Annotated in this window: 13 protein-coding genes; 5 read left to right on the forward strand and 8 right to left on the reverse strand. The window is 58.2% G+C overall.

Features of this window, described 5'->3' with window-relative positions; all coding sequences use genetic code 11:
* Window position 1: 1 nt before the first annotated feature.
* Window positions 2–781 carry an SDR family oxidoreductase gene (locus C4S59_RS01055; RefSeq protein WP_103908627.1) on the reverse strand — a complete coding sequence of 260 codons (780 nt, stop codon included), beginning with the start codon at window positions 779–781 and terminating at the stop codon, window positions 2–4.
* A 148-nt stretch (window positions 782–929) separates the two neighbouring features.
* Between C4S59_RS01055 and C4S59_RS01060 the strand changes: the two genes are divergently transcribed.
* A complete protein-coding gene (locus tag C4S59_RS01060) occupies window positions 930–1,943 on the forward strand; it encodes a Hint domain-containing protein (RefSeq protein WP_103908628.1) in 1,014 nt (337 codons plus the stop codon).
* A gap of 100 nt (window positions 1,944–2,043) precedes the next feature.
* On the opposite strand, the gene C4S59_RS01065 is transcribed toward C4S59_RS01060, so the two are convergent.
* Window positions 2,044–2,415 (reverse strand): SnoaL-like domain-containing protein, encoded by a 372-nt coding sequence (locus tag C4S59_RS01065; RefSeq protein WP_103908629.1) that lies wholly within the window; start codon window positions 2,413–2,415, stop codon window positions 2,044–2,046.
* A 141-nt stretch (window positions 2,416–2,556) separates the two neighbouring features.
* Here C4S59_RS01065 and C4S59_RS01070 point away from each other — a divergent pair, with 141 nt between their 5' ends.
* The 4 genes from C4S59_RS01070 to C4S59_RS01085 all read left to right on the forward strand — a co-directional run bounded on the left by C4S59_RS01070 (window position 2,557) and on the right by C4S59_RS01085 (window position 8,596).
* Window positions 2,557–4,167, forward strand: coding sequence for a peptide chain release factor 3 (locus tag C4S59_RS01070; RefSeq protein WP_103908630.1), 1,611 nt, complete (start codon window positions 2,557–2,559; stop codon window positions 4,165–4,167).
* Between the two features lie 109 nt (window positions 4,168–4,276).
* A complete protein-coding gene (locus tag C4S59_RS01075) occupies window positions 4,277–6,049 on the forward strand; it encodes a glycosyltransferase family 2 protein (RefSeq protein WP_103908631.1) in 1,773 nt (590 codons plus the stop codon).
* Window positions 6,046–6,984, forward strand: a complete 939-nt coding sequence (locus C4S59_RS01080; protein ID WP_103908632.1) for a glycosyltransferase family 2 protein — start codon at window positions 6,046–6,048, stop codon at window positions 6,982–6,984. Before C4S59_RS01075 ends, C4S59_RS01080 begins: the two co-directional genes overlap by 4 nt.
* A gap of 166 nt (window positions 6,985–7,150) precedes the next feature.
* A complete protein-coding gene (locus C4S59_RS01085) occupies window positions 7,151–8,596 on the forward strand; it encodes a DEAD/DEAH box helicase (protein WP_103908633.1) in 1,446 nt (481 codons plus the stop codon).
* A 73-nt stretch (window positions 8,597–8,669) separates the two neighbouring features.
* On the opposite strand, the gene C4S59_RS01090 is transcribed toward C4S59_RS01085, so the two are convergent.
* The 6 genes from C4S59_RS01090 to nuoL form a co-directional block, all read right to left on the reverse strand.
* A complete protein-coding gene (locus C4S59_RS01090) occupies window positions 8,670–10,340 on the reverse strand; it encodes a ribonuclease J (RefSeq protein ID WP_103908634.1) in 1,671 nt (556 codons plus the stop codon).
* A 6-nt stretch (window positions 10,341–10,346) separates the two neighbouring features.
* Entirely contained in the window at window positions 10,347–11,123 is a 777-nt protein-coding gene (locus tag C4S59_RS01095; RefSeq protein ID WP_103908635.1) for a type III pantothenate kinase, read from the reverse strand.
* A 13-nt stretch (window positions 11,124–11,136) separates the two neighbouring features.
* Window positions 11,137–11,877 (reverse strand): biotin--[acetyl-CoA-carboxylase] ligase, encoded by a 741-nt coding sequence (locus C4S59_RS01100; protein WP_103908636.1) that lies wholly within the window; start codon window positions 11,875–11,877, stop codon window positions 11,137–11,139.
* A 91-nt stretch (window positions 11,878–11,968) separates the two neighbouring features.
* Complete coding sequence (gene nuoN / locus C4S59_RS01105; RefSeq protein ID WP_103908637.1) at window positions 11,969–13,411, reverse strand: NADH-quinone oxidoreductase subunit NuoN; 1,443 nt, start codon at window positions 13,409–13,411, stop codon at window positions 11,969–11,971.
* An 11-nt stretch (window positions 13,412–13,422) separates the two neighbouring features.
* The gene (locus C4S59_RS01110; protein ID WP_103908638.1) at window positions 13,423–14,973 is read right to left on the reverse strand and encodes an NADH-quinone oxidoreductase subunit M; all 1,551 of its coding nucleotides are present in this window, start codon (window positions 14,971–14,973) and stop codon (window positions 13,423–13,425) included.
* Window positions 14,973–17,054, reverse strand: a complete 2,082-nt coding sequence (nuoL, locus tag C4S59_RS01115; protein WP_103908639.1) for an NADH-quinone oxidoreductase subunit L — start codon at window positions 17,052–17,054, stop codon at window positions 14,973–14,975. Before nuoL ends, C4S59_RS01110 begins: the two co-directional genes overlap by 1 nt.
* Between the last annotated feature and the right edge of the window lie 2 nt (window positions 17,055–17,056).

Below are 17,056 nucleotides of genomic sequence, written 5' to 3' on the forward strand. Positions count from 1 at the left end.
ATCAGAGGGTCGCGTTTGTTGCACCACCATCCAGCAGAATGTTCTGCCCGACGATAAAGCCCGCGTGCTGCGAACACAGGAACGCACAGGTCTGGCCGAACTCTTGTGCGGTGCCATAGCGCCGCGCAGGAATGGTCGCTTCGCGTGCCGCGCGCGCCTCGTCCAGAGACATGCCCTGTTGGTTGGCCACACCGGTATCAAGCCCCACAGCGCGATCCGTCGCGTGAATGCCCGGTAGAAGATTGTTGATGGTCACACCGAACGGCGCCACCTGACGGGAGGTGCCCGCGACAAACCCCGTCAATCCAGCACGCGCCGAATTCGACAGCCCCAGCGCGGCAATCGGGGCTTTGACCGACTGCGACGTGATGTTGACCACACGTCCCCACCCCTTTTCGATCATCGCGGGCAGGACGGACTGCATCAATGCAATCGGCGTCAACATGTTGGCATCTAACGCTTTAATGAAATCATCGCGCGACCAGTCGCTCCAGATACCCGGAGGCGGACCGCCTGCGTTCGTCACCAGAATGTCGACCGTTCCCGCCGCATCCAGAACCTTGGCACGGCCTTCGTCGGTGGTGATATCTGCGGCAACCGCCGTGACGCTGACGCCATAAGCATCGCGGATTTCAGTTGCTGTCGCCTCCAGCGCCTCTTCACCGCGCGCATTCAAAACCAGATCAACACCAGCCTCGGCCAGCGCCTCTGCACAGCCACGACCCAACCCCTTGCTAGACGCAGTTACCAGTGCACGCTTGCCCTTTAGTCCCAAATCCATAAATTGCTCCTGTTCTCACTTGTCTTCAGCTATGCGGTCACACTCTCTCAGGCCCGCTGCGCGGCATGGATCGCAATCGCCACCCGTGTTATCGAAAGAGTTATCAGTTGCCCGTATACCCCCACTGTCGTTTGCGTAGAATAGACCAATGTACAACAGAGACATAGAAGCCTCGCAGACACTTACCGTCTATCGCGCGGATCATTTTCGTGTGTCGAACGGCGCAAACCTTGGCGACAGCCTTGGCACCTCTGACGACGTGGCACTGGATGATGTTTACCGCCTGTCGCCAGTGGCCAATGCGGTTCGCCTGTCCGTGATCGCGCGTCACGACGCCCCCTTCCAGATTGGCAAAGACAGCGAAATCGGTCAGCCGGGTGCGGATCTGCATCTGGACTGCGTCATCACGCTGATGTCCGGTACAGGTGAAACCAGCGAGGCCTTGGTTTTGGTCGAAACCGACGCCGAGTTCGATATCGCGGGCGTCTACCTTCTGCCGCTGGCCGATATGCAGCGCCGCGTGGATTACGTTCTGGTGGGCATCGACACAGACGGCGCGTTGCAAAAGTTCGCACAACTGGCCTGCGTGTCTTTCACACGCGGCACGCTGATCACCATGGCGACAGGCGCCCAACGCCCTGTCGAAGACCTGAAGGTCGGCGATAAAATCCTGACGCGCGATGACGGCCCGCAAACCTTGCGCTGGATCGGCCATAGAACCGTGCGCGCCACCGGCGATTTCGCACCGATCCTGATCAAGGCCGGTACGCTGAACAACACAAACGATCTGGTCGTTAGCCCCGATCACCGCCTGTTCATCTACCAACGCGTGGACCGCATCGGTGCAGGTCGGGCCGAACTTCTGGTCCGCGTGAAACATCTGGTCAATGAAACCACGATCGTGCGCCACGAAGGCGGCTTTGTGGAATACTACGAAATGCTGTTTGACCGGCACCAGATCATCTACGCCGAAGGTATCGCAGCCGAAACCATGCTTTTGGACACGCAACGTCAGGCCTCCCTGCCCGATGATGTGCAAGACATGCTTGAGGAATTTACCGAAGGCCATTCCGACCGTTCCCATCAGGCGCTCGAGGTGCAAGAAGCGCTTCTCAAAGGCCACGACGTGGCCGCAATCCTGCGCAAGTCGTCATCCGGCTGATCATTACACAACACCAGCCAAAGGGCGGCCCGAGGCCGAAAGCCGAAGGCGACAGGCCGAGATACAAAGCGCGCGGGCGACCCGCCCGCGCTCGATCAGATCAATAAAAGAACTCTTCTTTCACGATCTTTCCGTTCGCAACAGTGTAGACGCCAACGTCATGCATGGGCATCCGCTGGCCGCTTTCGCGATCTGTTGCATCAATCTTGAAGCAAACGGCAAAGCGGTCTGTCCCGTGCAGAAACGGCCCTTCGACAACCTGCTCATGCAACTCGATCGCGCTGTCGAACCAAGCATGCTTGCCCTTGATGCCGTCTAAACCTTCGGTCCGGCGGCTGCCCTCTGGCTGCCCCTCCATATCCCGAGGTTCAATCGACACCGCGTCGGGCGCATACAGCACATCCAGATTGGCCAGCTCCTCGCCCTTCCGGCATCCTTCAACCAATGCGTTTGCAATTTCTTCTAGTGTCACAGCCCCACTCCAATCTCATGTTCACATAATGTTCTCATCGATACGCTGTTTCCTTGTCCACGTCCACAACAATTCCGGCAGTGGGCTGGCGATGATCTAACCCCATTGCCGCCGCCCCATCGCGCAGGTATATGCGCGGGCATGTTGGATACCGCTTCAAACCGCCCCGAATTGCCGCCCGAGATTGCGCGGCGCCGTACCTTTGCGATCATCTCTCACCCCGACGCGGGTAAGACGACGCTGACCGAAAAGTTCCTGCTTTTCGGCGGGGCGATCCAGATGGCCGGTCAGGTCCGTGCCAAGGGTGAAGCCCGCCGCACGCGGTCGGACTTTATGCAGATGGAAAAAGACCGCGGTATTTCGGTCTCGGCCTCGGCGATGTCGTTTGATTTTGGCAAGTATCGCTTCAACCTTGTCGACACCCCCGGTCACTCGGACTTTTCCGAAGACACCTATCGCACGCTGACGGCTGTCGACGCGGCGGTGATGGTGATTGACGGTGCGAAAGGCGTTGAAAGCCAGACGCAAAAGCTGTTCGAGGTTTGCCGCCTGCGCGATCTGCCGATCCTGACCTTCTGTAACAAAATGGACCGCGAAAGTCGCGACACGTTTGAAATCATTGATGAAATTCAGGAAAATCTGGCGATTGACGTGACGCCTGCGTCCTGGCCCATCGGGGTCGGTCGCGATTTCCTTGGCGCCTACGACATGATCAACGACCGGCTGGAACTGATGGACCGCGCCGACCGGAACAAGGTCGCCGAGTCGATCAAACTGGAAGGTCTGGACGATCCGAAACTGGCGGAACACGTGCCTGCCGAAATGCTTGAACAGCTGCGCGAAGAGGTCGAAATGGCCCGCGAACTGCTGCCGCCGCTTGATGCCCAAGCCGTGCTTGAAGGTCACCTGACGCCGATCTGGTTCGGGTCCGCCATCAACTCATTCGGCGTGAAAGAACTAATGGAAGGCATCGGCCGTCTTGCGCCCGAACCTCAGCCGACCCGCGCCGAGCCGCGTGAAATCGCGCCTGAAGAAAAGAAGGTTTCGGGCTTTGTGTTCAAGGTTCAGGCCAACATGGATCCGAAGCACCGCGACCGTGTGGCGTTCCTACGCTTGTCGTCGGGCCACTTCCAGCGCGGCATGAAGCTGACACATGTGCGCACGAAAAAGCCCATGGCGATTTCGAACCCCGTGCTGTTCCTCGCCTCGGACCGTGAACTGGCTGAAGAGGCTTGGGCCGGGGACATCATCGGCATCCCGAACCACGGCCAGCTGCGTATCGGCGACACGCTGACCGAAGGCGAAGCGATCAAGGTCACAGGCATCCCGTCGTTCGCGCCGGAATTGCTGCAAAGCTGCCGTGCGGGCGACCCGATGAAGGCCAAGCACCTTGAAAAGGCGCTGATGCAGTTTGCCGAAGAAGGCGCGGCCAAAGTGTTCAAACCTGCCTTCGGCTCGGGCTTTATTGTTGGCGTTGTTGGCGCGCTTCAGTTCGAAGTTCTAGGCAGCCGGATCGAACTGGAATACGGCCTGCCCGTTAGGTTTGAGGCGTCTCAGTTCACCTCGGCCCGTTGGGTGCACGGTAAGAAAGACGACGTGGACAAGTTCGTGAACGCGAACAAACAGCACATTGCCCATGATAACGATGGTGACGTCGTCTATATGACCCGCCTTCAGTGGGACATCGATCGTGTTGTCCGCGACAATCCGGAAATCACCCTGTCGTCGACCAAGGAAATGATGGTCGGATAAGGCGTAAGGCCCCGAAACGTCTCAAAACTTGTCCTGATCCTGCCACAGCGGCGCGATATCCGGTGCGATCAATCTTGCCCGGTTCGCGCCACTCGGCCAAGGTTGCGCCATGAGCAGTCGCGAGAGTGATAAAACGCCCACCTATCCCGGTGGCATACAGGCCGTCCTGAAACAGATGGAAGGCCGCCGCGATGCTTTGGGCTTTGCCAAGGGCGAGGCGTTGGCAGGCTTGGACACCGATCTGCACGCGCTGACACAACTGATCGTGCCCAACCCCGAAAAGCAGCCGGACTATGAACGCCCCTTCCGGTCGGATCATCACCGCAAGACCTTTGAGGTGCGTCGCGAACTCTACGGCTCGTCCGAGCTTTGCGCCCTGCACGGGTTGACCATCGCGCATCTGCGCAAACGGTCTTTTCCCGATCATGCCCCCGCCCTTTTCCAGAAAATCTGGGCCGAGGAATATGACCATCTTCTAAGGCATCTTGATGCCCGCTGGCTTGTCTCTGCGATCACCACCTTCGGGGATCATGGCGTGAACGCCATCCAGCGCAGCACGGGTTTGGCGCTGTCGACGCTGTTCGGCACAATGAAGCTTTATGAAAACGAACGCCTGTATTCCGGAAAGACGCCGGACAAACCCTTTGCCCTTAAGGACAAAGTACGCGCCTCCCTTCCGCTTGAGATGGATCCCTATTCGATCACCAGCGGCGGGCTGGACGTAAATATGCTCGGGCGGCTCTGGCAAGAGGCCTGTCAGGACCCTGTCGTTGCGCCCTTGGCCCAGCATCTGATCGATCTCCTTATTCACGACGACCGCACTGTCTTTCGCCGTCTGATGACCATGCGCAAACGCAAAAAACGTCAGGAAGACCGCCCCGCAGGTGCCCATGAGGCAGAAGCGCCCAATTCCGTTGCCGTACCGGACAACCCGCGCGCTTTGGATGCCAGGACCCTGCGTTGGGGCATCGTTGCGACGATCAAAGCCCCGCTTACCGACATTGCGCGGTTCGTGGCGCATCACCTTGAATTGGGTGCCCATGAAATCTGGGTTTATCTGGACCAACCGGATGCTGCGGTTGCGGACTATTTTGCCCCCTTCAGCCAAGTCAAAATCATCCAGTGTGATGATGCCTACTGGAAGGCCACAGGCAAAAACCGGATGGAGCAGCACCAGCTCAGGCAGGCCTTCAATGCCACGCGGACGTTACGCGAGGCCGCTGGCAGTATCGACTGGCTCGCGCACATCGACGTGGACGAATTCCTGCTGCCCGACAGTGATATTGTCTCGGCTCTGGCCACGGCATCGCCAAAAACCGCCTTTCTGCGCATTCCGGCGATCGAGGCTTTGGCCACCGACGAACACATGCCAACTGCATTCAAACGCACCCATCTGGCGGCGGGCGTCGCCAAGGCCAAGTTGGAAGATATCTATCCAACCTTTGGCATGCACCTGTGGGGCGGGTTTCTTAGCCACGTCTCGGGCAAGGTCTTTGCGCGGACAGACATTGAAGATGCCCGTTTCGGCATTCACACGCTGAAATACCAAGGCACGGAAATCACCGACAACCAAGACCTGACATCGGTCGCGGTGGCCCATTTCCACGCCCCATCGTGGGAACATTTCAAGCGGCACCTCGAATTCCGCCAGACCAAAGGGTCGTACAGGCGCAAAACCGATGATCCGGACAAGATTCTTTTGGGCGACATTCTGGACCTTCTGATCGAAGAAGACGGCGAAGACGGGCTGCGTGCGCTGTTTGACGAGGTCGCCTTGGACACACCCAATCTGCGCCAACGCCTGTCTGATCACGGGATGTTGGTGGAACATGACTTTGATCTGGATGGCGCCGTCAGGCGTGTGTTCGGGGACCTGCCATGACCCGCTGGGGAATTGTCACCACGACCAATGCCCAGCAGCAAAAGGTGCTGGAATTCGCCGCGTGGCATCTGGAACTTGGGGCAGACAGGCTGTTCATCTACCTCGACGATCCCGATCCGGAAACTCAGGGCGTTCTGAATGCCCATCCGAAAATCCGCGCGATCCACACTGATGATGCGTGGTGGGAAAAACGCAACCGTCGCCCTGTCAAACATCAGGTCCGCCAATGCGCCAATGCGCGTCACGCCAACAACCAAAAGCCCGACGTGGACTGGTTGGCGCATATCGACGTGGATGAATTCCTGATCCCAGAACAGCCAGTGGCCAAGCTTCTGGCCAACCTGCCACAAGACACCTTCTGTGCCCGTGTCCGACCGATCGAAGCATTGGCTCCGACCGAGGGCGATCCTGAAAACCCGCGTTATTTCAAAGCCTTTCATCTGGACCCGAAGCTGCGCCAAGCCGCGACTGATCGCTGTTTTCCGAAATGGTCAGAACATCTGTCAGGCGGCTTTCTAAGTCATGTCGCGGGCAAGTTGTTCTTTCGCACGGGCCACAAAGGTCTGGATATCAAAATCCACAATGTGATCCGCGACGGCGTCCAGAACCGCGGCATGGTGGAACTGAGCCAGATCGCGCTTGCCCATTTCCATGCCGACAGTTGGGATCACTTTATTCACGCCTACCGCTTTCGTCTGGAACGCGGGTCGTATCGCGCCGATCTGAAACCGCAGGTCAAACGGGATCGCTCGTTGTCCCTTCATGATCTGTTTCAAACCATCGAAGCAGAAGGCGGTGAAGCGGCCTTACGGCAGTTTTATGAAGACGTCGCGACCGCAACGCCCTCTCTGCGGACAGCCTTGGAGAAAGAAGGGCTGTTGCGGCAAATAGATTTCCAGCCCAAGGCGTTGCTTTCTAAACACTTCAACCTTTGACCAAAGGGCAATCCGCCTTAAATCACGGGGCGTAGATTGACGATTTCACCAGTTTTCGCTAGACGGGCCACACTAAAGCGGCCACTGCTACCGCTCGGCGACCATTCGGGTCCCACACACACGTTGATGTACGGGCCGCAGTTGTGTCCGTAAAACTCGGATACAAATGACGAAATTTTCTGATCTGAACCTCAGCCCCAAAGTGCTGAAAGCCATCGATGAAGCTGGCTATGAAACCCCCACGCCCATTCAGGCAGGCGCAATTCCCGCCGCGATTGAGGGCAAAGACGTTCTGGGAATCGCCCAGACCGGTACAGGGAAAACCGCCAGCTTTACGCTGCCGATGATCACCCTTCTGGCCCGTGGCCGCGCCCGCGCACGTATGCCGCGCAGCCTTGTTCTGTGCCCGACGCGCGAACTGGCCGCTCAGGTGGCGGAAAACTTTGACACCTATGCAAAGCACGTAAAGCTGACCAAGGCGCTGTTGATCGGCGGTGTCAGCTTTAAGGAACAAGACCAGCTGATCGACAAGGGCGTTGACGTACTGATCGCGACGCCTGGCCGCCTTCTGGATCATTTCGAACGCGGCAAGCTGCTGCTGACAGGCGTTCAGATCATGGTGGTGGACGAAGCCGACCGGATGCTGGACATGGGCTTTATCCCCGATATCGAACGCATCTTCTCGCTCACGCCGTTCACGCGCCAGACTCTGTTCTTCTCGGCCACCATGGCGCCGGAAATCGAGCGGATCACAAACACATTCCTCTCCGCGCCCGAGCGCGTCGAAGTGGCCCGTCAGGCCACCGCATCCGAGCGGATCGAACAGGGTGTGGTGATGTTCAAACCGTCGCGCCGTGATCGCGCCGATAAGGAAAAGCGCACCATTCTGCGCAGCCTGATCGACGCCGAAGGTGACAAGCTGGTCAACGCGGTTGTCTTCTGCAACCGCAAGATGGACGTGGATATCGTTGCGAAATCGCTGAACAAACACGGCGTCGATGCGGCCCCGATCCATGGCGATCTGGACCAGTCGCAGCGGACGGCCACATTGGACAAGTTCCGTGGTGGCGAGCTGAAGATCCTTGTGGCGTCTGACGTCGCCGCCCGTGGTCTGGACGTGCCGTCGGTCAGCCACGTGTTCAACTACGACGTTCCGAGCCACGCAGAAGACTATGTTCACCGCATCGGTCGTACAGGCCGTGCCGGTCGTGATGGTAAGGCTGTGATGATCTGCGGTCCGCGTGACGACAAGAACTTTGCCGATATCGAGACGCTGATCCAGAAAGAGATCCCGCGCATTGAAAACCCGCTGGGTGACGTTGCCGAAGCGTCTGCGACACCGGAAGAGGCGAAAGAAGGCAAACCTAAGCGCCGCAGTCGCGGTGGCCGTGGAAGCCGCAACAAAGATCAACAATCCGAGGCGACCGAAGCCGCGCCAACGCAGCAGGAAGAGCCGCAGGCAAAAGAGCGGAATGATCGCAACGATCGGAATGACCGCAAGAAAAGCGACAACAACCGTCGTGGCCGTGGCAATGACGACAAGGTCGTTGGCATGGGCGATCACATGCCGTCCTTCATCGCCATGAGCTTTGAAGAACGCCGCGCAAGCTGATCTTTTTAAAAATAGAATGCAAAAAGGCCTGATCATTCGATCAGGCCTTTTTCGTTTCACCAGTCGTCGGTCGTCAGGCCGAAAGGCGCGACACCACGACTGTAATTTCGGGCTTTTTGCCGATCTCGTTCTGGCAAGCATTCCGCGCCGCGCGACGCAAGGTCTCTTCTATCTTGTCGTCATCGGCCAGAACCTTGCGGCCAGCGCGCATGAGCGCCTGCCCCAGTTCTTCTTCCAGCATCTCGACCAGCGAATGACGGCTGCGGCCTGTTTCCGGCAGACCGTTCAGATCACACCACGGATCCCCCAGAGGTTCGTCCGCTTCATCAAGAATGACAGTGACCATCACATGACCATTCAACGCCATGCGGATACGATCACGCACGATGCCATCAAGTGCGCCGATTTGAACGGAGCCGTCCAGATATGTGCGGCCTGTTTCGATGTAATCGACGATCTTGGGGGCGTTGCCTGTCAGATCAACCATGGTCCCGTTTACGGCCAAAACGCCCTGCATGCCTTTGCTGTCGGCAATCTTGGCATGTTCACGCAGGTGACGGTGTTCACCGTGCATGGGCACCACGATCTGCGGCTTGACCAGATCGTGCATCGCCTCAAGATCGGGGCGGTTTGCGTGACCGGATACGTGATACAGGTTGGAACTGTCATCAACCACATCAACGCCCAGTTCGGATAGCTGGTTCATGATGCGGATCACGCCCTTTTCGTTGCCCGGAATCGTCTTCGACGAGAACAGGAAAAGGTCGCCTTCCTTCAGTTCGATCCCGAAGTGTTTGCCCCGCGCCAACTGGGCAGAGGCCGCGCGACGTTCGCCCTGGGACCCTGTCACGATCAGCATCAGGTTTTCACGCGGGATGTCATTGGCGTTTTCTACCGGAACAACCGAGGGGAAGTTTTTCAAGACACCCGTTTCGGCAGCAGCTTCGACCATACGGCGCATGGCGCGCCCCATCAGAACAATGGAACGGCCCGCTTTGACGCCCGCCTCGGCCAGCGTTTTCAGACGAGCGACGTTGGACGCAAACGTTGTTGCGACGACCATGCCGGACGCGCTGCGCAAAAGCTTTTCGACCTCGGGGCCGACAAGCGCCTCGGAGCGACCTTCGTGATGGGAAAAGACGTTGGTTGAATCGCAGACCAACGCCTTAACGCCCGACCGACCCAACTCGGCCCACGCGTCGCGGTCAAAGGGTTCGCCCACAACCGGCGTTTCGTCGATTTTGAAGTCACCAGTGTGAACAACACGGCCCGAAGGTGTGTCGATGACCAGCCCCGAACTTTCGGGAATCGAATGCGAAATCGGCATAAAGCCAACGGTAAACGGGCCTGCTGTGATGGTTTCCGGCCACGCCGACGCCGTACGCACGGTTTCCGGCGAATGGCCGTGCTCGGCCATTTTGTGGCGGGCGATGTTGGCAGTGAAGGCACGCGCGTAGATCGGCGCGCCAAGCTGTTCCCAGTAATGGCCCACGGCGCCAACGTGATCTTCGTGCGCGTGGGTGATAAAGATCGCCTCGATCCGGTCGCGGCGTTCTTTCAGCCACGTGATGTCGGCAAAGATCAGGTCCACGCCCGGTGACGTGTCCATATCCGGGAAGGTCACGCCAAGATCGACAACGATCAGGCGTTCTTCATCCGGTTTGCCATATCCGTAGACATAGCAGTTCATACCAATCTCACCGGCCCCACCGAGGGGCAGGTAGATAATGCGGTTCTCGCTCATAAGCGGTTAGTTTCCTTTGGTAACGTTGTGCTGATGGATGACAGTCAGTCCGTGCATCGTCAGCTCGTCCTTCCAGTCGTCAAATAGCTCTTCGTGTTGCTGGAACAACGGGGCCAGCCCTCCCGTCGCGATGATTTTCATAGGACGGTCGCGCTCCGTCTTAATTCTTGAACAGATTTCGCGGATGACGCCGACGTATCCCCAGAACACGCCGGATTGCATACACTCTACTGTGTTGGTGCCGATCACCTTGTTCGGCTTGGTGATATCGACATGCGGCAAGGCAGCGGCGGCTTCGTGCAGGGCGCGCAGCGACAGGTTCACACCCGGCGCAATCACCCCACCGATATAGGCGCCATCAGCGGCCACAACGTCGAAGGTTGTTGCGGTGCCGAAATCGACCACGATCAGGTCACCCCCATAAAGATCGTAACCCGCAACCGTATTTACAAGGCGGTCAGGCCCGACTTGCGTGCCAGCATCGACCCGTACGTCAACCGGCAGGTCGCATTCTGGCTTACCCACCACCAACGGGCGGGTGTTAAAATAGCGATCCGACAGGACGCGCAGGTTGAACACAACGCGCGGCACTGTGGTCGAGATGATCACATCGGTGATTTCAGCGTCGATTTTCTGGGCAGCCATCAGGGTCGACAGCCAGACATAATACTGGTCCGCCGTCCGGTTATGGTCCGTCGCGGTACGCCACGTCGCGATAAAGCTGGTCCCGTCCCAGATGGAAAAGACCGTATTCGTGTTCCCGCAGTCGATGGCCAGAAGCATGTGCTTCGCCCCCTCAGAAAAAGACATCAGCCGCCGCAATGCTTTCGCGGCCCTTGCTGGTCTTTAAGACAAGATTGCCCGATGCGTCCACCGTCTCAAAGGTTCCGACGGTTTCGGACGTTACGGTCCGTGCTGTTATGACCTCACCCAAGCGCGCGGCGCGCGCAAGCCATGCTTCACGCGTCGGGCCAAAGCCGTAGGTTGCCAGGGAATGTTCCCGGACGGCAAAGGCCGCCGCCAGTTCGGTCAGGAAGGTTTCGGTATCAACGTCCGCACCTGTTTCCGACACAAGCGAGACGGGGCGCACGGCGCCCTCTTCGACTTCGGCCTGATGGGGCGCGTTTTGCAGGTTCACGCCGATACCGATCGCCAAAGCCTGAGACCGGCCAACTGTTTCCAACAGAATGCCTGCCAGCTTGCCGCCGTTCAGCAACACATCGTTGGGCCACTTCAACGAGAACGCCTCAGGTCGGCCTGTGACAGCGACCAGCGCGTCATAGAGCGCCAAAGAGGCCACGAAAGACCGCAACGCGAACAGTTGCGGCGGACCGACTGGGCGCAGGACCAGAGTGGCGGCAAGGTTGCCTTTGGGGTTGGCCCATGCCCTGCCCCGCCGGCCACGTGCTGCGGTCTGCTCATGAGCCATGATCCAGAACGCGCCCTGATCCACATCGGCACGGCGCGCCGCTTCGGCGTTGGTGCTGTCCACGGTGTCGAGAATGATTACTCCGTATCCTTTGGGCCAATCGCTCATGTCTGTTCGTTCCGGAATTCAGGGGTGTTTCAAAGCAATACGACGCGCCCCTTGGGACGCGTCGTATTCGATTTTCAATTCTATGTGCCGATCACTGCAGCAGGGTAGCTGCGGCGGCCTCTGCAATGCCTTCGATGCCGAACAGGTTCACAACACCGGCGACCATGATCACGGCCGATACCATGAGGAAGGCCCACTGGATCGGCGAACCGCCTGCGTCCAGACCATCGTCACGCTCTTCGCCGAAGTACATGAAGAACACGAGGCGCAGGTAGTAGAAGGCACCGATTACGGATGCGACCACACCGGCAACCGCCAGCCATGCCAGACCTGCATCATAGGCCGCGCGCAGAACGTACAGTTTGCCGAAGAAGCCAACCAGCGGCGGAACGCCTGCAAGGCTGAACAGCAGAACCAGCATCGCCAGTGCGCGACCAGGCTCTTTCTTGGAATACATGTTCAGCGACGCGATGTCCGTTACCGGCTGACCGTCACGGGACATGGACAGGATGAACGCGAAGGTACCGATGTTCATGGTGACGTAGATCGCCATGTAGATCAGCATCGCCTGAACACCCAGCGCCGTACCAGCGGCCAGACCCATCAGAGCAAAGCCCATGTGCGCGATGGACGAGAATGCCATCAGACGCTTGATGTTTGTCTGACCAATGGCTGCAACCGCGCCAAGGAACATCGACAGAACCGACAGGAACGCGATGACCTGCTGCCACTGCTCTGTGATCGTGCCGAAGGCATCGAACATCAGGCGGGCAAAAAGCGCCATGGCTGCCACTTTGGGGGCTGTCGCAAAGAAGGCTGTAACTGGCGTGGGCGAACCCTCGTAAACGTCCGGCGTCCACATGTGGAACGGAACAGCGGACACTTTGAACGCCAGACCGGCCATCAGGAAGACCAGACCGAACAGCAGACCGACAGACACGCCTTCGCCCTCAACCGCACCGATGATGCCCGAGAACAGGGTTGTGCCTGTGTAGCCGTAAACCAGCGATGCACCATACAGCAGCAGACCGGACGACAGCGCGCCGAGTACGAAGTACTTCAGGCCCGCTTCGGTCGACTTCACACTGTCGCGACGCAGCGATGCGACGACGTAAAGCGCCAGCGATTGCAGTTCGAGGCCCATGTACAGCGACATCAGATCGCCAGCCGATACCATGACCATCATGCCCACAACGGACAGGGCCACCAGCATCGGGTATTCGAAACGCAGGAACCCGCGTTTCGCCATGAAGTCCTGGCTCATCACCAGAATGGCCGCTGCCGACACTAGGATCATCACCTTGGCAAAGCGGGCAAAGCCGTCGTCGATGAAGCTGCCGCCAAAGGCCACCTTGGTTGTGTTGCCACCACCAGCAATCCAGAGCGCCAGAGCCACAAAGATACCTGCGGTCGCCCAGACCATTACCGGAGCGAGCGCGTCCTTGCGGGTGTACACCGCAACAACAAGCGCCAGCATGGCGAATACCGCCAATACGATCTCGGGCAAGATTATAGAGAGGTCAGTCCCGATCATTGTCTTGGTCCTCAGTGCGAAGCGTCTGTGGCCACATGCGTCACAGCGGGTGCTGCGGCAACGGCGGTTTCATAGTCAGTGACAAGCGCGGCAACCGACGGTCCGATCCGGTCAAGGATCGGGGCCGGATATACGCCCATCCAGATTGTCATCACGACCAGCGGTGCGAAAATCGCCTTTTCGCGTGTGGTCATGTCAGTGATTGTGCGCAGGCTTTCCTTGATCAGGTCACCCATCACAACGCGGCGATAGAGCCACAGGGCATAGGCCGCCGATAGGATTACACCTGTTGTGGCAACCATCGCGACCCATGTGTTGACCTGGAAGATACCCATCAACGTCAGGAATTCTCCGATAAAGCCCGATGTGCCCGGAAGGCCAACGTTTGCCATGGTGAACAGCATGAAGATCAGCGCATAGGCCGGCATCCGGTTCACCAGACCGCCATAGGCGTCAATCTCGCGTGTGTGCATACGGTCGTAGATCACGCCAACACAAAGGAACAGCGCGCCCGAGATGAAGCCGTGGCTGATCATCTGGAAGATCGCACCGTCGATACCCTGCTGGTTGGCAGCAAAGATACCCATGGTGACATAGCCCATGTGTGCGACCGACGAATACGCGATCAGCTTTTTCATGTCTTCCTGAACCATGGCGACCAGCGATGTGTAAACGATCGCGATGGCCGACATCCAGAACACCAGCGGCGCCAGAAGATCAGACGCAACTGGGAACATCGGCAGCGAGAAGCGCAGGAAGCCGTAGCCACCCATCTTCAGCAGGATCGACGCCAGAACAACGGAACCCGCTGTCGGGGCCTGAACGTGCGCGTCAGGCAACCAAGTGTGCACCGGCCACATCGGCATTTTCACCGCGAAGGATGCGAAGAATGCCAACCACAGCATCGTTTGCAAACCGCCCACCACGTGGACACCCGCAATGCTGAAACCAGCCGCCGAGAAGTTGTGCTGCAGCAACGTCGGGATGTCTGTTGTGCCAGCATCGGCAAACATCGCAACCATCGCCACCAGCATCAGAACCGAGCCGAGGAAGGTATACAGGAAGAACTTGAACGAAGCGTAGATGCGGTTCGCGCCACCCCAGATGCCGATGATCAGGAACATCGGGATCAGGCCGGCTTCGAAGAACAGGTAGAACAGCACCAGATCCAGCGCCATGAACACGCCGAGCATCAGCGTTTCAAGCAGCAGGAAGGCGATCATGTATTCCTTGACGCGTGTCTTCACATCCCAGCTGGCTGCAATGACCAGCGGCATGATGAAGGTTGTCAGCATCACGAACAGAACCGAGATACCGTCGACACCCATCTTGTACTGAAGTCCCAGCAACCATTCACCGGTTTCCACCATCTGGAAGTCGGTGTTCGACGGGTCGAACTGGGCAAGGATCAGAAGCGAAACAAGGAACGTCGCAGCCGTCGCGGCCAGCGCGCACCATTTTGCATTGCGCGCCGCTGCTTCGTCGTCACCACGCAGGAAGACCGCCAGAATGACAGCTGCCAGCGCAGGCAGGAAGGTAACAATGGACAGAAGGTTGTACATTATTCCGCTCCTCCTGTGAGCGTCATCCATGTGATCAGAACAGCGATGCCGATCACCATGGCGAATGCGTAAGTAAAGATGTAGCCGGACTGCGCGCGCCCTGCGAGACGTGTGAAGAACGGAATGATGCCCATGGCAACGCCATTGATCGAACCGTCGATCACCTGGCCGTCACCGCGCTTCCACAGGAAGCGGCCGATGGCCATTGCAGGCTTCACGAACACGAAGTCATAGATTTCGTCGAAGTACCATTTGTTCAGCAGGAACTGGTAGAGCGGACGCTGGCTTTCGGCCAGACGCTTGGGCAGCGCCGGGTTCACAATGTAGAACCAGTAGGCGGTTGCCAGACCGATGATCATCGCGATGAACGGGCTGACCTTGACCCACTTCGGCACTTCATGTGCTTCGGTCAGGACGTGGTTGTCCGGTGCTTGATAGATCGCACCTTCGCCCGGCTGACCAGTGAAGACATAGTGATGCTCACCCTCTTCGCCATGGTCGTCGTCTGCTTTATGCGCAGCATCGTCTGCACCATGCTCGGTTGCTTCGGCGTAAGGCACACCAAAGAACTTGGCGACCGTGTCGGTGTGACCAAAGAAGCTGTTGTACCAGACCATACCCGAGAACACCGCACCCAGCGCCAGAACACCCAGCGGGGCCAGCATGACCATCGGGCTTTCATGCGCGTGCTCATGCGTATGCTTGTCGCCGCGCGCTTCGCCGAAGAACGTCAGGAAGATCAGGCGCCAGCTGTAGAAGGATGTGAACAAAGCGGCCACAACCAGCATCCAGAAGGCATAACCACCTGCGGTGCCAGCATACGCGCTTTCGATCACGGCGTCTTTCGACAGGAAGCCCGCGAAACCGATGTGTGTCAGCGGAATACCAACACCGGTGATCGCCAGCGTGCCGATCATCATCGCCCAGAATGTGTAGGGCAGCTTTTTACGCAGACCACCGTAGTTCCGCATGTCCTGTTCGTGGTGCATGCCGTGGATCACGGAACCAGCGCCAAGGAACAGCATCGCTTTAAAGAACGCGTGCGTGAACAGGTGGAACATCGCGACCGAGTAAACGCCAACACCGGCAGCTACGAACATGTAACCCAGCTGGGAACATGTCGAATAGGCGATGACGCGTTTGATGTCGTTCTGAACCAGACCGACAGTCGCGGCGAAGAAAGCCGTTGTTGCGCCAAGGAATGTCACAAACGACATCGCCTCGGGTGCGAATTCCATCAGGGGCGACATACGGCAAACAAGGAAGACACCCGCTGTAACCATGGTCGCCGCGTGGATCAGGGCCGAAACAGGTGTCGGGCCTTCCATCGCGTCCGGCAGCCATGTGTGCAGGATCAACTGAGCCGATTTACCCATCGCACCGATGAACAGCAGGAAGGCGAGCAGGTTTGCGGCGTTCCATTCGGTCCACAGGAAGGTCAGGTTGGTTTCTGCCAGTGCGGGTGCCGCAGCAAAGATGTCGTCAAAGCGGATCGAGTCCACCAGGAAGAACAAGCCGAAGATACCCAGCGCAAAGCCGAAGTCACCGACACGGTTGACGACAAAGGCCTTGATCGCAGCGGCGTTTGCGGACGGCTTTTTATAGTAGAAACCGATCAGCAGGTAGGATGCGACGCCCACGCCTTCCCAGCCAAAGAACATCTGAACAAGGTTGTCCGATGTGACCAGCATAAGCATGGCGAAGGTAAAGAAGGACAGATACGCAAAGAAGCGCGCCTTGTAGTTCTCGCCTTCTTTGAAGTTGTCGTCATGGGCCATATAGCCCATCGAATACAGGTGCACCAAGGCCGAGACCGAAGTGATCACGATCAGCATGATCGCGGTCAGACGGTCCAGACGGATCGACCAGTCAGTGGACAGCGTGCCACTTTCGATCCAGCGCAGGATCTGGATCTGCTCGGTAGTGCCATCGAACGTCAGGAAGACAACCCAAGACAGGATCGCTGCAAGGAACAGGAGGCTGGTGGCGATCCACTGCGCTACGGTTTCGCCGGTAAACTTCCAGCCAAACCCCGCAATGAGCGCGCCCACCAATGGGGCAAATAGGATGAGCGTTTCCATCG

This window comes from Thalassococcus halodurans (assembly GCF_900108225.1).
GTDB classification, from domain to species: domain Bacteria; phylum Pseudomonadota; class Alphaproteobacteria; order Rhodobacterales; family Rhodobacteraceae; genus Thalassococcus; species Thalassococcus halodurans.

Excerpts from the sequence above, each read along its gene's own strand:
- C4S59_RS01055 (WP_103908627.1), bottom strand. The coding sequence starts at position 781 with ATGGATTTGGGACTAAAGGGCAAGCGTGCACTGGTAACTGCGTCTAGC.
- C4S59_RS01060 (WP_103908628.1), top strand. The coding sequence starts at position 930 with ATGTACAACAGAGACATAGAAGCCTCGCAGACACTTACCGTCTATCGC.
- C4S59_RS01070 (WP_103908630.1), top strand. The coding sequence starts at position 2,557 with ATGTTGGATACCGCTTCAAACCGCCCCGAATTGCCGCCCGAGATTGCG.
- C4S59_RS01075 (WP_103908631.1), top strand. The coding sequence starts at position 4,277 with ATGAGCAGTCGCGAGAGTGATAAAACGCCCACCTATCCCGGTGGCATA.
- C4S59_RS01080 (WP_103908632.1), top strand. The coding sequence starts at position 6,046 with ATGACCCGCTGGGGAATTGTCACCACGACCAATGCCCAGCAGCAAAAG.
- C4S59_RS01085 (WP_103908633.1), top strand. The coding sequence starts at position 7,151 with ATGACGAAATTTTCTGATCTGAACCTCAGCCCCAAAGTGCTGAAAGCC.
- C4S59_RS01090 (WP_103908634.1), bottom strand. The coding sequence starts at position 10,340 with ATGAGCGAGAACCGCATTATCTACCTGCCCCTCGGTGGGGCCGGTGAG.
- C4S59_RS01095 (WP_103908635.1), bottom strand. The coding sequence starts at position 11,123 with ATGCTTCTGGCCATCGACTGCGGGAACACGAATACGGTCTTTTCCATC.
- C4S59_RS01100 (WP_103908636.1), bottom strand. The coding sequence starts at position 11,877 with ATGAGCGATTGGCCCAAAGGATACGGAGTAATCATTCTCGACACCGTG.
- nuoN (WP_103908637.1), bottom strand. The coding sequence starts at position 13,411 with ATGATCGGGACTGACCTCTCTATAATCTTGCCCGAGATCGTATTGGCG.
- C4S59_RS01110 (WP_103908638.1), bottom strand. The coding sequence starts at position 14,973 with ATGTACAACCTTCTGTCCATTGTTACCTTCCTGCCTGCGCTGGCAGCT.
- nuoL (WP_103908639.1), bottom strand. The coding sequence starts at position 17,054 with ATGGAAACGCTCATCCTATTTGCCCCATTGGTGGGCGCGCTCATTGCG.